This window comes from Scytonema sp. PRP1 (genome assembly GCF_036697665.2).
In the GTDB taxonomy this organism is placed as follows: Bacteria; Cyanobacteriota; Cyanobacteriia; order Cyanobacteriales; family Nostocaceae; genus Kalymmatonema; species Kalymmatonema gypsitolerans.
This window is the reverse complement of the sequence record NZ_JBAHYJ020000071.1, coordinates 1-15,201: the sequence shown is the minus strand read 5'-3', so window position 1 is coordinate 15,201 and position 15,201 is coordinate 1. Positions and strand designations below refer to the sequence as shown.

Annotated in this window: 10 protein-coding genes and 1 pseudogene; 4 read left to right on the top strand and 7 right to left on the bottom strand. The window is 42.4% G+C overall.

Annotated features, from left to right (window positions below; genetic code table 11):
- Positions 1-415: 415 nt before the first annotated feature.
- The 5 genes and pseudogenes from V5G28_RS15345 to V5G28_RS15325 all read right to left on the bottom strand — a co-directional run.
- Positions 416-3,007 (bottom strand): chloride channel protein, encoded by a 2,592-nt coding sequence (locus V5G28_RS15345; RefSeq protein WP_332997089.1) that lies wholly within the window; start codon positions 3,005-3,007, stop codon positions 416-418.
- 115 nt (positions 3,008-3,122) lie between these two features.
- Positions 3,123-4,472 carry a two-component system sensor histidine kinase RppB gene (rppB, locus tag V5G28_RS15340; RefSeq protein ID WP_332997087.1) on the bottom strand — a complete coding sequence of 450 codons (1,350 nt, stop codon included), beginning with the start codon at positions 4,470-4,472 and terminating at the stop codon, positions 3,123-3,125.
- A gap of 28 nt (positions 4,473-4,500) precedes the next feature.
- On the bottom strand, positions 4,501-5,190 hold the full coding sequence (rppA, locus tag V5G28_RS15335) for a two-component system response regulator RppA (RefSeq protein WP_073631987.1): 690 nt from the start codon (positions 5,188-5,190) through the stop codon (positions 4,501-4,503).
- Between the two features lie 366 nt (positions 5,191-5,556).
- Positions 5,557-5,850, bottom strand: coding sequence for a hypothetical protein (locus tag V5G28_RS15330; protein WP_332997083.1), 294 nt, complete (start codon positions 5,848-5,850; stop codon positions 5,557-5,559).
- Positions 5,851-5,853: 3 nt separating this feature from the next.
- Positions 5,854-6,057: pseudogene (locus V5G28_RS15325) on the bottom strand (zinc ribbon domain-containing protein); the annotation flags it as partial.
- A 17-nt stretch (positions 6,058-6,074) separates the two neighbouring features.
- Here V5G28_RS15325 and V5G28_RS15320 point away from each other — a divergent pair.
- The 4 genes from V5G28_RS15320 (at position 6,075) to V5G28_RS15305 (ending at position 12,310) form a co-directional block, all read left to right on the top strand.
- On the top strand, positions 6,075-7,196 hold the full coding sequence (locus V5G28_RS15320; protein ID WP_332997081.1) for a VMAP-C domain-containing protein: 1,122 nt from the start codon (positions 6,075-6,077) through the stop codon (positions 7,194-7,196).
- A gap of 3 nt (positions 7,197-7,199) precedes the next feature.
- Positions 7,200-8,348, top strand: a complete 1,149-nt coding sequence (locus V5G28_RS15315; RefSeq protein ID WP_332997079.1) for an AAA family ATPase — start codon at positions 7,200-7,202, stop codon at positions 8,346-8,348.
- Entirely contained in the window at positions 8,345-11,230 is a 2,886-nt protein-coding gene (locus V5G28_RS15310) for a formylglycine-generating enzyme family protein (RefSeq protein ID WP_332997077.1), read from the top strand. Before V5G28_RS15315 ends, V5G28_RS15310 begins: the two co-directional genes overlap by 4 nt.
- Before the next feature lie 243 nt (positions 11,231-11,473).
- Positions 11,474-12,310, top strand: coding sequence for a formylglycine-generating enzyme family protein (locus V5G28_RS15305; protein WP_332997075.1), 837 nt, complete (start codon positions 11,474-11,476; stop codon positions 12,308-12,310).
- Positions 12,311-12,383: 73 nt separating this feature from the next.
- Here the strand turns inward: V5G28_RS15305 and V5G28_RS15300 are convergent, their stop codons facing one another.
- Both V5G28_RS15300 and V5G28_RS15295 read right to left on the bottom strand, forming a co-directional pair.
- Complete coding sequence (locus V5G28_RS15300) at positions 12,384-14,258, bottom strand: VWA domain-containing protein (protein WP_332997073.1); 1,875 nt, start codon at positions 14,256-14,258, stop codon at positions 12,384-12,386.
- Positions 14,255-14,938, bottom strand: coding sequence for a vWA domain-containing protein (locus V5G28_RS15295; protein ID WP_332997071.1), 684 nt, complete (start codon positions 14,936-14,938; stop codon positions 14,255-14,257). Before V5G28_RS15295 ends, V5G28_RS15300 begins: the two co-directional genes overlap by 4 nt.
- Between the last annotated feature and the right edge of the window lie 263 nt (positions 14,939-15,201).

Here is a 15,201-nt window from a genome sequence, read left to right as displayed (position 1 = left end):
GCGTGAACGCATGAGAGGACAAGAAAAAAAGGTATCAAGGCTCCTTCAACATTGCTATATATTGCATCTTTTTGCTGTTGCAGGAGTTCCACGACAGACAGAATTTTTAATATTTATTTTTGGTGAAGAATAACTACAAACAATACTATCCAAAGGGTGATTTATTTTGAAAAAAAGTTTTTTAACGGAAAATTTGAATATTTTTTATATTTTACTTTTGTCACATAAGATTTACATCTTTGTCATATAGAATTCACATCTCGAAATGCTATTAGCGAGCATCAAAATCGTTATAGAAGCCAGCTAAATTGGTGAAAAGTCTTTAGCTGGCAGTTCAATTCAACTTGTCGCGGCAAGGAGTCCCTAATCCCCAATCCAAGGGTCCCCTTTACTTACAAGCTAAGAACTCAACAGATTATGCAAGGGCAGTGCGTACCAAAATAACAGTGCAATGACTTTTACGAGAAATAGTCTCTGGAATATTTCCTTTTATTGCTTGTTGTAAAAGCTTTTCACGGCTAGCACCTAATACAATGACATCACTGTGGTCCTTTTCGGCACACTCCATCAATGCCTCAGGCACAGAACTGGCGCAGACTGAAGTAGCCATGACCTTACCGCTCACTTTACCTTTGAGAAAGCGAAGAGATTTATCTAGTAATTTTGTATCAATAGCAGATTCATCAGGCTGGAAAACTTGACATAGTTTAATTTCAGGCGTCGAACTGAGAGTTGCGAGGGCAGGTAACAGTTGAAGGGCTTGACGGGAGTTAGGACCGCCTGCCATTGGCACCAACCAGCGGTTAAAAGTTCTTTTACCATTCAATTTCACCAAGACAACATCACAAGCAGCTTGGCGAATCACAGTGTCTACAACTCGGCTGAAAACTCGTCCCGGCGTGGCAGTGCTGCCTTTCCAGCCCATCAAAAGTACGTCAATGTGTCGTTCTTTGACCGTCTCCAAAATTGCACTAGCCACATTATGGGCAACTCGAATTTGCGTGTGAACGGGAATCTGTTTATCTTTCAGGTGCTGCACCGCCTGAGTTAAAAGGCGATCGCTGTGACTGGTTGATACTGCTGTTTGATCTGGCGTGCAATTGCGTGGTACAACAATCACAGAAAGGCATTCTATTTCGTAATTCCGCTCTAAGGCTATAGCAGTTGCCATCTCCAGTAAAGTCTGGGCTGTATTTGGATGGGATAACGGTACTAACAACCGTCCTTTGCCTGTAGCCGGGGAACGGGTTTGATAAACGACATAAGAAGGTTCAGGTTTTGGTCCGGTCTGTTCAGTATTGCCACTCAGCCGTTCTGCTTCCACCCGAATAATATCGCTGCGTGTAATAATTCCTACTAGCCTTCTGTTTTCTGTCACTGGCAAACAGCTCAGATTATAACGGTTGAGTAGGTGCAAAACATAAGCTAGCGTAGCTGTTGGACTCACCGTCACTGGTTCAGGTGTCATGATTTCGCTGATGAGTGTATCCCCATCTACCTGTTGTGAGGTCATATTTGCGATGTCTTTCTGAGTGACGATACCAACAACTTTGCCATCCTCTATGACTGGAAAGTTACGATGGCGGGATTGGGAAAATGCCTGCACTGCTTCCTCAACAGTCATCTGACTAGATAAAGTTTCCACACGCCGTTGCATGACATCTGCTGCTAAAAGTTGCGCTAAAAAACCCTCTTTGTTTGGCTCTTTTTCCAAATGAATGCCACTGAGTTCTAACAGGCGATCGTAAAGCGAACCAGGCACCACTTTTTCCGCCACCAAATAGGCGACAACCGCGCCAATCATCAGTGGTAGCACCAAATTAAAATCTGTGGTCATTTCAAAGACAATAATGATGCTGGTAATTGGCACTCTGGCTACGGCACTCAAAAACGTACCCATTCCCGCCAAGGCATAAGTTGTGGGAGAAGTGATTCCCAAGAAACTATGCTCTGCAATTCCCACCAAATAACCAAGCGCAGCTCCCAACAGCATTGGAGGAACTAACAACCCTCCCGGCGCTCCTGAACCGTATGCAATTAATACTAGAATAAACTGTGAGATAAAAGCCACGAGAGTGACACCAGCGCTGAGTTCACCAGCCGTCAAAGTTTCTCGCAGTCCTGCCGTATCATGGAAAGGCGCTGGCAAAAAAGCAATTGTTACACCACAAATTAACCCTGCTAACCCCACCCTCACAGGTAATCCAAAAGGTAAAAAACGGCTGTTAAATTTTATAGAAGCAATAATTCCTTTGTTAAACAGTGCGCCTAACAGTCCTGCCAATACTCCTAACAGTAAATAAAAAGGAATTTCTTGAGGCGAAAAGTTTGTCTGCAATGCAGTCAACTCTAAGGTTAAGCTATGTCCTCCTAGCCATCGCGAAATCACCGCACCAATGAAAGAAGCGAGTATTGCCGTACCTAGAGTAAAGCCGGAGACATCTTGAAGGAGTTCTTCTACAACAAACAAAAAACCGGAAATCGGGGCATCGAAAGCTGCAGCTAACCCAGCCCCTGCACCTGCAGCAATGATTTGGCGACGATAATCTGGAGAACTGGGAAACAAGCGATTGAGTTGATTAGCTATGGCAGCTCCCACCTGTAGTGTTGGACCTTCCCGACCTAAGGGCAAACCCGAACCTAGTGCTATGAGTGCGCTAAACAGCTTGACTAGTGCTACCCGCAAGTCCAGCGCCATTGGAACTTTGGCAAGTACAGCCTTGACTTGCGAAATGCCGCTACCAGAAGCCTCAGGAGCTACATATTCCACCAACCAACCAGACAGTAGTCCGCCACCTAAACCAATTGCTGGTAATACAAACCATGCTGGTAGCAGATGAGTTGTATGGATTCGCCATCCGCCTAAAGCACTTACGCCTTGCTTTAAAAAGATTGCTGCTAGCGCCGACACTAACCCAATCAGACAAGCTTGAAAAATTGCCAGGCGTTTTGGTTGCAAAATTTGTCGGTAGAGCTTGAGCCAAAAAATTTTTCCCCTGATTAACATCTTTTTGGCAATTACTTTTAATAATATGAAATTTACGGTTATCTATTGATAGCTTTTCACTAAAAAATGAAAAGAAAATGAAATTTATTTCTACCAAAAGACAGATGTTAGTAGATCAAGGTTGCAAGGGGAGTTTTACTGTAAACGTACTGCCTAATCCCTGCTGACTTTGTACATGAATACTGCCTTTGTATGCTTTGGCGATCGCCTGTGCAATTGCCAATCCCAATCCAGAACCCCCAGAGGTGCGGGAGCGGTCTTTATTAACTCGGTAGAAGCGGTCAAAAATTCGGCTTTGATGTTCTCTTGCAATGCCTATTCCCGTGTCTTGCACTTGAATCAAAGCATACCGTTCACCGCGTTCTAAAAAAACAGTGACGTTTCCGCCGCAAGCTGTGGCTTGAATTGCATTCACTATTAAGTTGGAAATTAAGCGATAAAGCTGTTCTTCATTTCCTAAAACGTAGAGTTTTTCTGGCGTCTGGATTTGTGCCAACTTCACCTCAGCCTCGACTGCCAGAAATGCTAATTCCTCAACTAAGTCGCTAATCAAATCGTTAAGACAGCAAGAATGATATTCTACTCTTTGTTGTTGCTGATCTAGCCTTGCCAACAGCAGCAAATCTCCCACCAATTGCGACAACCGAGTATTCTGCCGCTTGAGGACTTGCAAAATTCCACTTGGCGACTGAAAACCAGACTCTGAGCCTGCTTGTCCGTGTAATCTAAAAGCAGCATCGATGGTGGAGTGCATCGCCGCTAAAGGTGTGCGAAACTCATGAGCTGCATCAGCGGTGAACTGTTCCATTTGTTTATATGAGCGATACACAGGCTGCATTGCTAAACCTGCTAACCACCAACTGCAAATCCCGATGAATATCATGGTAATCGGGCATTGCAACAACAAAGTTAATCTCAAAGCTGCCAAATGCTGGTCTAGGTCTTTGAGACTTCGCCCTACTTGTATGTAACCGGAAACCTGATTCTGGGTATACAGTGGTAAAGTTATTTGATGATAGTGAATGCCCGAACGGTCTTGGGGCATTTGCCAATGCTTTGTTGGTGAGGTTAGCGGTAATTCCTCAAGATGTATACCCGCTAACGCTATAGGTTGTCCTGAGCGATTTAACAACCGCATATAGTAGTTAACTGTGCCAGCTGCCTGTGCAATCTGGTTTTTAATGACTCCTGTTTGAGTCAAGCAATCTGCCTGAGTTACACACAGTTCTAAAGAAAGTTGCTTGGCAAGTTGTTGTAAGTTTTTGGGTTGTTGCAAAACAGGTTCAATAGTGTGATGCAACGCGTTTGCTACTGACTCCAGCCCCTTGTCTATAGTTTCACGATAGGCATGGGCAACTACATGATAGACTCCCAAACCAGATGCCCCCATAATGCAGCCCATAACAAGCGCATACCAAGCCGCTAGTCGCAAGCGAGTTAGGCGGAAGAGTTCATTGCCTTCCATGTATTAGAAAAATGAAAAAATTTGGATTTTAAGCCTTGAGGCGATAGCCCACACCATAGATGGTTTCAATCAAAGATTCGCTCTCTACTTCTCCAAGTTTACGTCTAAGTAAACGAATTTGTGCAGCTACCACATTGCTAACTGGTTCTACACCAATTTCCCAAAGCTGATTGATGATTTGGTCGCGGGTGACAATTTGGTTATGATGCTTCATCAGGTATTCCAGCAATTGGAATTCTTTAATAGTTAACGAGTTGATTTGCTTGTTTCCAGTGGGGTATTGACGAATGACTTGATGAGTGCTGTAGTTTAGAGTGAGACACCCTACCTGGAAATGACGAGGTTGGAGTTGAGGAGAACGCCGTCGTAATGCCCGTAACCTTGCCAGCAGTTCTCCCATGTCAAAAGGCTTGATGAGATAATCATCTGCCCCAGCATCAAGTCCAATAATCTTTTCTTCCAGTCGGTCTTTAGCGGTTAGCATCAACACAGGTAAAGGATTGTTTTGCTGACGTAGCCATCTACATAAGTCTAATCCTGACACTCCTGGCAGCATCCAATCAACAATCGCCAGTGTGTACTCAGTCCACTTGCTTTGCAGATATTCCCAAGCTTGAGTGCCATCGAGAAACCAGTCTACTACATACGCTTCATGGTTCAAGACTTGTTTAATTGCAGCGCCTAAATCTGGCTCATCTTCAACTAATAGCAATCGCATATCATTCTATTTTTTCTATTACTAAAAACCCTCTATAAATAAGCTTGACTTGAAAAATGAAATTATTATGAAATTTTTATGTAACTTTGGATAGAAATGCTAACTCAACACCAGAAATAATGAAATTAGCATGAAATTTTTATAGCTATTGCGACAGAAATGCTGTTTCCTCCAAAAGCGTGAAGTTATTGCTATTTTCAATCCCTACACTCATGCCAGAACTAGCAATTTGAGATTTTTGCAAAATAAATCTCAAATTGCTTGTTTTTTTGTTTTTCTGGCTAAAATCAGCCTACCGCATATGATTGTCACAGATAAATTGTACAGAAAAGATTTGTTGATGAAGGGGTAGTAACCTGGTTTTGTTCAATTTTGCGTGGGAGTCGCTGCTGGTGCTTGTTGTGCTTGAACGTTTTGGCTTGTGGCTGGTGCCATATTACAGCGAGCAAGAATACTGCTGCTACTGCTGGTTGTGCTGTAGGGCTGCGAGCGCTGGTAGTAATGGCAATTTCGGGCAGGTTGGTGGCGATCGCCAACAGAATTAACCGTTACATAACACCTACCCAAAGCTACCCATAATTGGAAATATCTACTTTGGGCTTCGTTTACTTCCTGCTTCATCCTGGAGAAGTCGGCTTCAACCAGTCCACAGGCTAGCATCGTCTAACTGACGACTCTTGACAAATTGATTGCAGCGTTCAAGTCTCTGTCTAAACTGAATCCGCACTCGGAACATTCAAACACTCGCTCATCCAAAGTGAGTGTTTCTTTTTTAGTTCCGCAGTTTGAACATGTCTTGCTAGACGGAAACCAACGGTCAACTACGACAAGCTTTGAGCCATACAACTCACATTTGTAGGTCAACTGGCGACGAAACTCAAATTTTGTCTCCTAATGCTGATTCAATCATCACCCATATCAAAAAAGCCTATCAAGCTTGCTGTCCTGAAGGTTTTACTCAACAGCCCGATACTGTAGAAGGCATACTGGAAATTTTACAAGATATCAGAGACAATGCACAATTTAGTCCTATTGAACGGTTTGTAGGACATTTAGTTGTTGATTCTAATGTGCCTCAGCATTTGGTTAAAGAACTTCAGGTATGGGGAAGAAAGAATATTAAACAGTTTGATAAGTTATTAAATGATATAAAACAAGTTTTTAGTGAGAAGAGTCTAATCTCAGATTCTTACCTATTAGTTAAGATTCAACCCTCAGGGAAAAAATCAAAATCAAATCAATTTCAGCTTAGTGCTTGGTTAATTCCTGATGTTCAAAATTATCAGCCGGAGATGGAGCAAGGTTATAAACAACTTTATGTATCCGATTCCTTAGATGATACTTTTACACTTGATGATATCCCCAATATTTTGGATTCACTTTTAGATCAGAGTGACGAATATCCTCTAAGAAATCTTACTCTAGAATTTTTCTTACCTTACGAACTGCTTAGTCATCCAGTTGATAGATGGATAAAAGAGGAGTACGGTTATCAAGAAAGTATTGGTAAAAAATACCGCGTCAGTGTGCGTGCATATGAACGTTTAGACAAAAAATACCGCAGCAAGAATGAATTCCTTTGGCGTGAGAAATGGCAGAAGGTAAAGCAAGCATGTAAATGTAGAGAGACATTTGTGTTCTCACAAAATCATAATATAGAAACCCTTCGTAATTTACTAGATGAGGCAGTAGGTTTGATACTCACTAAATTTCCAGAGTCAACAAAGAAGGACAGTATATTTTCTGTGTTGCTCATCACAGCTACTCCCGTTGCTATTTGCCTAAGACAGGAGCTTAAGACTGTGGAAACTCAAGACGAAAACTTAATTGATTTTTTAGAATACTGTATTCTGGAACTTCCTGAAAGTGTGAGAAAAAAACGTCTTGACGCATCACAAGATAAAGATGACCATATAGGACATCATCTTTCCTTGGTCTGGGAAGACCCTGAGCGTCTGACTCCTGATGCAGAATACTTTTATTCATTACCACAATCTGTGTCCTAATTTATGAATGATTGGAAAATCTTTAAAGGAGACGGAAAGCAACATGAAGACTGGAAACTTCCAGAGCCACCAAGTTGGCGAAATTTCAGCAGCGATAGTGACGGCGGTGCTAGTCAAAAGCAAAGACGGGGTGAAACTTTCCAAGCACGTCCTGAAGAAATTGAGTTAGTCAATGCAGCTTTATATTTACGACGACCTTTATTATTGACTGGTAAACCAGGAACTGGTAAAACATCTCTAGCTTACGCAGTTGCCCATGAACTGAAGTTGGGAGAAGTGCTACACTGGTCGATTACAACTCGCACTACACTTAAGGATGGGCTTTATCGCTACGATGCGATCGGGCGGTTGCAGGATGCAAAAGGCGCAGTTCAAGATAATCTGCAAGAAATTGGTAAGTATATTGACTTAGGTCCATTGGGAACGGCTCTACTTCCCTCCGAAAAGCCGCGAATATTGCTGATTGACGAAATTGACAAAAGCGATATCGATTTACCTAATGACTTGCTGCACATATTTGAAGAAGGGGAGTTTGAAATTCCAGAACTCAGGCGGATTGTTGGCAAATTGGATGAAGTGGAAGTGCAGACAGCATATACTGATGAAACAGAAACAACTTACAAAGATGTGAAAGTAAAAATTCGCAAGGGACGGGTTCGTTGTCAAGCCTTTCCGTTTGTGATTTTAACCAGTAACGGCGAAAGAGATTTTCCACCGCCATTTTTGCGTCGTTGTCTGCGATTGAATATTAGAGAACCTAACCGGGAAGAGTTAAAGCGTATTATTACAGCACATCTGAGCAAAAAAGAAGAAGGTGAAAAGGAAGAAATTGCCAAACAAGCGGATAATTTACTCATGAATATTAGAGAACCTGAACGGGGAGAGTTAAAGCGTATTATTACAGCACATCTGAGCAAAAAAGAAGAAGGTGAAAAGGAAGAAATTGCCAAACAAGCGGATAATCTACTCAAACAAGCAGATAGTTTGATCGCTGATTTTTTGAAGAAACGCGATAAAGGAGAGTTGGCAACCGATCAACTGCTAAATGCAATTTACTTGGTCACAAGGGAACATTTCCCAATAGGCAAGAATAGAGATGATTTTATTGACAAGTTTATATTAAAGTATTTGGATAGCTCAGAAGACTCATGATTGGGCAACTCATTGGCCGTCTAGAACAGACAGGGCTGGAACTGAATGCGGAAGAAATTGCCGATGTTCTCTGGTTAGCAAACCAGATAAAACAAGCTGCACCTGAGTCTGTTCAAACTGAGCAAGCATCTGAACAACCTATTCAACCCTCTACACCGACATCACCTACTTCAGCAAACGTTGCACAAACCCCGCTTTCATCCTCTACTTCCTCTAGAGAGCAACCTGCCGTTTCTGCTTACTCGTCTGATACAATCCCTGAATCTAGTTCCTCTGACAAATCATCACCCACACCAGAAGGACTCCCCTTTAAAGCACCAGCTGCACCTGCTTTACGAAATTCATTGGCTTTAGCCAGAGCGCTTCGTCCACTCATGCGAAAAGTCCCATCCCGAACAGAATCGGTTTTGGATGAAGAAGGTACACCTCGACAAATTGCAGAATATCAGGTTTGGTCGCCTGTTTTGCAACCTGCACGGGAACGCTGGTTGGAGTTGGTGCTGGTGGTGGAAGAAACCCGCACAACAGTTGTTTGGCAAGAAACTATTGCAGAATTCCAAAAATTAATGGAGCGACACGGGGCATTTCGCAACGTATACACTTGGAGTTTACAGACAAAAACAGATGGAACACCCGAGCTTTTTCCGTTTCAGCAAAAAAAGCCGCAAAAAGTACAAACAAAACAACTCTCCCGTAGTCCAAGAGAGCTATTGGATGCCACAGGTAGACGATTGATATTGCTAATTAGCGACTGTATTTCACCGTTGTGGTGGCAAGGGGAAATACACAAACTCTTAGAGCTTTGGGGAAATCACGTTCCGGTGGCAGTACTGCAATTGTTACCAGAGCAACTGTGGGAGCGGACGGTGTTGGGATTAGGAACCTCAGTGCAATTGGGTGCGCTGGCTCCTGGTGTCCTCAATTCACAACTGATTGAAAGTGGGCTACCCATTTGGCACGAAGAAAAACCGACAATGGCGCTGAAGTTTCCTGTGGTGACGTTAGAACCTGAGTCTTTAACAGAATGGGCACGGGTGGTTGCTGGATTTGGTAGCGTTCAGACGCTAGGTGTTCTGTTTGAGCAAAATTGGAAAGAACTTGTCCCAAAATCTCCGTCTCCGACTCCTCAGCAACCAACAAAGCCGGACTTATTAGTTAAACGGTTTCATGCTACAGCTTCCCCCCTAGCCAGAAAATTAGCAGGTTTCATGGCGGCTGCACCTGTAAGTTTGCCTGTCATCCATCTCATTCAGCAAGAACTGTTGCCAGAATCCAGACAAATTCACTTAGCAGAGATTTTTATGAGTGGATTGCTGCAATTTGTTCAGAGTCATAAACCGAGTCAACCAGAACGCTGGCAATATAAATTTGTAGATGGAGTTCGGGAAATTTTGCTGAGTTCTGTAAGGATTACAGAAATTGATGCTGTGCTGGAAGCAGTTTCCCAATACATAGCTCGTAAGGCGGGGTTACAAATCAAGAGCTTTGCAGCATTACTGGCTCCTAACCCCAACTGGGATATCAGCACAAGACAAGAGGTTATCCCCTTTGCCAAGATTGCTATGCAGGTGTTGCGTCAACTAGGTGAAGACTATGCTGCTTTAGCAGAACAATTAGAACGAACATCTCAAGTTATTCCTGAGTTTTCGGAAGAATCTCATAATCCTCCTAAAATATTAACCTTTGAATTTGAAGTCGCAACCGTCACTATCGAAGCGGAGACGGAAACTCCTCTAGGTATCAACCTGCAACCTTTTGAATTTGAAGTCGCACTTATAGAGGTTAATAAATCTGCTCAAATCACTGCAGGTAGTTTTCCCGAAATTGTAGATGAGATGATTTTTACAAAAACAGGAAAACATCTGGACGATACTGAACGGTTGATACTACAAGGAACATTAGCTAATCAAACTTATGAGCAAATTGCAGCGTCAACAAAATACTCTGCACGTCATCTGAGGAATCTAGCTCTCAAGCTCTGGGAAGTTTTATCAGAAGTGCTTGGTGAAAAAGTCACTAAAAGAAATCTTCAAAATGTCCTAAAACAATGGGCTGCTCGTCGTCGTTTAAGCATTCATCGTCATCGTCAGCAAGCTCAGGAGTTTATCGAAGACTTAGGGAATGGAGTGCAGCTAGAAATGGTAGCCATTCCTTCTGGAAGCTTTGTGATGGGTTCGCCAAAAGATGAACCTGAGCGCCATGAATGGGAAAGCCCTCAGCATACAGTAACGATTAAATCTTTCTTCCTGGGCAAGTATCCAGTGACGCAGGCACAGTGGCAAGCTGTAGCTTCTCTCCCACAAGTCAACCGCGAACTTGACCCTGATCCATCTCGTTTTAAAGGAAAAAATCGCCCTGTTGAGCAAGTTTCCTGGTATGATGCTATTGAGTTTTGCGATCGCCTGTCTCAACACACTGGTAAACCCTACCGTCTACCCAGTGAAGCCGAATGGGAATATGCTTGTCGTGCGGGTACGACGACTCCATTTCACTTTGGTGAGACAATTACATCTGAGTTGGCAAACTATCGTGCTGATTACACCTACGGTGCTGGTGTCAAAGGACTTTCTGATAATGAAACTACGCCTGTAGGCAGCTTTGGTGTAGCGAATGCCTTTGGGCTATACGATATGCATGCGAATGTCTTGGAATGGTGTGCCGACCATTGGCATAGTAATTACGAAGGAGCGCCCACAGACGGAAGCACGTGGTTAAACAATGATAATGATTATAGGTATTCCGTTATGCGGGGCGGTTCCTGGCTCGACGATCCTGAACTCTGCCGTTCCGCGTCCCGTAACCTCTACGTTAGGGCGGAGCGCGGCAACCTCGACCTCAATATTGGTTTTCGTGTTGCCTGTGGGGTTGGGAGGACTGAGTAGCCCTTTATACTTTTACTTTTTTGCCCTTTACCCTTTTTTCTTTCTTCTTGCGAGCGGAGCGAGGCGAATTTTTTTCGAGAAAGTATTAGCTCACAAAGTTTCTCAGTAAACTCCTAGGATACCAGGGCGCAAAGTTTTTTTGGTTAATGAGTGCGATGCCTCAATAATAATATCATATTTTGGGAATAGCTCAATCATCACAAACAAAGTATTAGAGAGGGACAATCAAGCAGGTAAGAATCAATGCCAAAAATAGTCATTAACCGTTCAGGGCGGACAGCGCAATATTTTGTAGAAGACTTGGGCGATGGAGTTGAGCTAGAGATGGTGCTGATTCCTGGGGGCAGTTTTGTCATGGGTTCACCAGAAGATGAAATTGGGCACCATGAATCGGAAAGTCCTCAACATGAAGTAACCATTAAACCTTTTTGCATGGGTAAGTATCCTGTCACTCAAGCGCAATGGAAAGCAGTAGCTTCTTTCCCAAAAGTGAACAGCGAACTCGATGCTGATCCATCTGAATTTAAAGGAGAAAATCGCCCCGTTGAGCAGGTTTCATGGCATGATGCGGTTGAGTTTTGCGCTCGCCTCTCCTCACACACCAAAAGACCCTACCGTCTACCGAGTGAAGCTGAATGGGAATACGCTTGTCGTGCTGGAACTACGACTCCATTTCACTTTGGTGAGACAATTACAACTGATTTAGCGAATTATCGAGGTACAGATAACGAAGAACATAAATGGTCAGGTTCCTATGGTCAAGGTTCCAAAGGGATTTACCGGGAGGAAACAACACCTGTGGGTAGCTTTGGTGTAGCGAATGCCTTTGGGCTATATGATATGCATGGTCAGGTATGGGAATGGTGTGCTGACCATTGGCGCGAAAACTATGAAGGAGCACCCACAGACGGAAGTACATGGCTAGATGATACTGATAATGATAAGCGCCTGCTGCGCGGTGGTTCTTGGAACAACAATCCTGAATTCTGCCGTTCGGCGTCTCGCAGCATCTTCGTTGCGGGCAACAGCTACAACGATCTCGGTTTTCGTGTTGTGTGTGCTGCTGCGTGGACTCAGTAGCCCGTTCTCAATTGCATACACTACACGGTAGGGGCTTTCATCTAGCCGTGCCCTATCACCTGTTCGCTGTCCCCTACTCCTCTACTCCAACGACAATCTTCTTGGTGTAATACTCAATCTTCCCATACACGCTGATAATACTCTCACCGACCTCAAAAAACGTCCCTTCTATCTCATCTTTAGAAAACTGCAAGTTTAGGTATTTTGCAGCAAGTTCCTCTGCAGTGGATGCTACGGCGTCCATTTCATCTGGCAAAAGCCCAGTAGAACCAATGTAGAACACCAAAGGACAAATCTTATCCCGGTAAATTCTCTCTCCATACGCCACCAATTTGGTATTCGCCGCTGTCAAAGCGTCAACCATTTCCTCTTTGCTGACAGGTTCGCCATTCCATTTATCTTGCAACACCCGTACAAGATTCTCCGCACCAACTTTTTCAAGAATAGCTGTAACTTTACCGTTCTTTGCCAAACCAAGAAAATCATCAAAAATTGGTTTCATGAAGTCATCCACTTTTGTGATTTTTGTACGGGATGACAATTGTTTATGAGCAAAGGCAATATTTTCATTTAACGCCAGATCAAAAGAAGGTTTCTGGAAAATTTCCCCAGTTTCTTTGTCATAAAGCTGATACATCCTGTCAAGGAATTTATTAGCTGTATGCAGTTTACTAAGGTTAAGTATATCTTTGCTGCCAATGTCAATTTTATAGCTGACTCTTGAATCAAGAGTACCGTTGATTAACGCTTCCTTTATGTCGTCGTATTCGTTGGTTGTTGGGAAGTTGATGTAAAGGTTTTTTGAGATATAATGCTTCTTCAACTCTTCCAACTGTTCTGGTAAGAAGATATCTGACTCTTCTTTCAGATGAGCAGAAATAATACTAGAGAGAACCTTGATTTCTGCTAACTCATAAAACAAACCATCAATGCTACTGTACTGTTCATCAAAAGGCACAAGAGGTAAATGTTCTAGCTTGATAGTATATTCACTGCGGAAGTCAAATTCCTCTGCTGGCGAACCATCTTTTTCCAAGACACCTTTTGCTTTAAGTACATCAAAGGCTTTTTTACTGCTGATTTTGACTTTGAGTGACTTCACATTGACTTCGCCATCACTAACAATGGTGTAATTATTAAAGGTAGCCAAGTCATTCATCAGCAAACCAGCAACCTCAATAATTCGGGTTTTGTCCTCAGCTTTGACAAGTCTCACTTTACGGGTGATAAGCATATTGATAGTGGCGGTGTTGTGGTTAATCTCAAACGAACCCATGCCAACATAGCCAGCTTTATCTATATATTCACTTTTTAGCCAAGGTTGAATCAAGTTGCCATTTTTATCCCTGCAACCTTTAACTCTTTTGATTCCTTTTCTTTGATAATTATCCTGCAAGTGCTCGATGTTAACAATGATGCTATTGTTATGTTCTTCCAAGATTTTGATGAGTTCTAGCAGAGAAATCCTCTCGTTCACCTTCACTTTATCTAGAATTTCATGCTCTCGCAAGATATTCGGATAGAACAGTGCAATGTCAATGTCTTGTGCAAAATCTGCGACTTGCTCATTTGTCAGCGCTTTGGCGTGTCTTTCTGTTAAAGTGGCATCAAAGGTACTCGCAATAGCATACTTGGCAGTATTCAAATTTCCTTCTACCAAATTTGCTTTGGCAAATGCATACACAGACTCATCATTTTGAGCTACAGGTACATTTAATTGCTCATAAGCTTCTTTAGTAATCTGCTTATACTTGTAAATGATAAATTCATCATCTGGCTTCAAGCCAAAGATTTTTAATGTTCCTGCTGTACCATTAATTTTCTTCGCACTTGTTGAAAGTAAAATTTGATAGGTATAATCAGCAGCTAAAGGTTCTTCTATTGCTGGTGCGACTGAACCACCTAACAATTTTGCCGTGCTGTAAATAGCATCATAAACTTCTCTCACATCGCCAGCTTGAATGCACAAACCAGAGACAGGGCAATTTTGGAAAGCAGCTTAAAGTCAGAAGCGTTAGAATAAGCGATGGTGTTGACAAAAACATTCATGCTTTTAAGTTCTTCACAAATCGCCTTTAAAGCTTTTGCTTCTGCCCTAGGGCTGGTATCATTTGCATAGCCGTCGCTGTGCAAAGTTATGGCAGTAAGTTCTCCGTCTTGAATCAGAGATTTTGCCATCTGCATTGCTTGAGATATGCAAGTTAGATAAGTAGCCTGAATTCGTTTAATTTCTTCTACGTAGGGAGAACTTGGTTTCATCACTTCTTGAATGGGAATTCGCTGGAAGTGACACGTTACATCGCCTTTAGAAGAATAGGATATTAAAGTGATGACGAGCTGGTAGTTGATGTATTCATCAAGAGTTAAAAGCTTAATTAAAGTTTCTTTCAATGCCTGGATATCACAAGACATTGAGCCAGAACGGTCGATGATAATAATACTATGTGCTACTGCTTTTTGTGAAATATCACCCGGCTTTATTTCTAAATTTACTCTATCTACTAAATAGTAAGCTTTTTCTTTACCAGCAAAGTTATAAAGGGTGAATTTTGTTCTAGTATTATTAGTAAATTTACGGTTGATATTTTCCGACTGGACAACGTTATTTTTCCTAGCTTTTCTTGCCATATTTACACCTAGTTTAATTAAGTTTAACCATCATGTTAATTCATGGTTTTTTGTTGCGTCACCCTCGGCAAGAAAACCTTCTTACAAACCTTAAAATCTGAGGGGAAACACGCAAAATGCCATGCAAAAAAGGTATGTCAGCTTCTTGCTTACAACGCTGATTCTTATGATGAGACACCCTACAGAAAACCGCTGTAAGGTGGCATTTCTATTATAGTATATTTGTACTAAATATAGTTCAAGTAGGCAAGGTGATCAGGTGA

What these genes read in the sequence shown, in the direction of transcription:
- V5G28_RS15315 (WP_332997079.1), top strand. Translation starts at nt 7,200, where the DNA reads ATGAATGATTGGAAAATCTTTAAAGGAGACGGAAAGCAACATGAAGAC.
- V5G28_RS15295 (WP_332997071.1), bottom strand. Translation starts at nt 14,938, where the DNA reads ATGGCAAGAAAAGCTAGGAAAAATAACGTTGTCCAGTCGGAAAATATC.
- V5G28_RS15345 (WP_332997089.1), bottom strand. Translation starts at nt 3,007, where the DNA reads ATGTTAATCAGGGGAAAAATTTTTTGGCTCAAGCTCTACCGACAAATT.
- rppA (WP_073631987.1), bottom strand. Translation starts at nt 5,190, where the DNA reads ATGCGATTGCTATTAGTTGAAGATGAGCCAGATTTAGGCGCTGCAATT.
- V5G28_RS15310 (WP_332997077.1), top strand. Translation starts at nt 8,345, where the DNA reads ATGATTGGGCAACTCATTGGCCGTCTAGAACAGACAGGGCTGGAACTG.
- V5G28_RS15330 (WP_332997083.1), bottom strand. Translation starts at nt 5,850, where the DNA reads ATGCTAGCCTGTGGACTGGTTGAAGCCGACTTCTCCAGGATGAAGCAG.
- V5G28_RS15305 (WP_332997075.1), top strand. Translation starts at nt 11,474, where the DNA reads ATGCCAAAAATAGTCATTAACCGTTCAGGGCGGACAGCGCAATATTTT.
- rppB (WP_332997087.1), bottom strand. Translation starts at nt 4,472, where the DNA reads ATGGAAGGCAATGAACTCTTCCGCCTAACTCGCTTGCGACTAGCGGCT.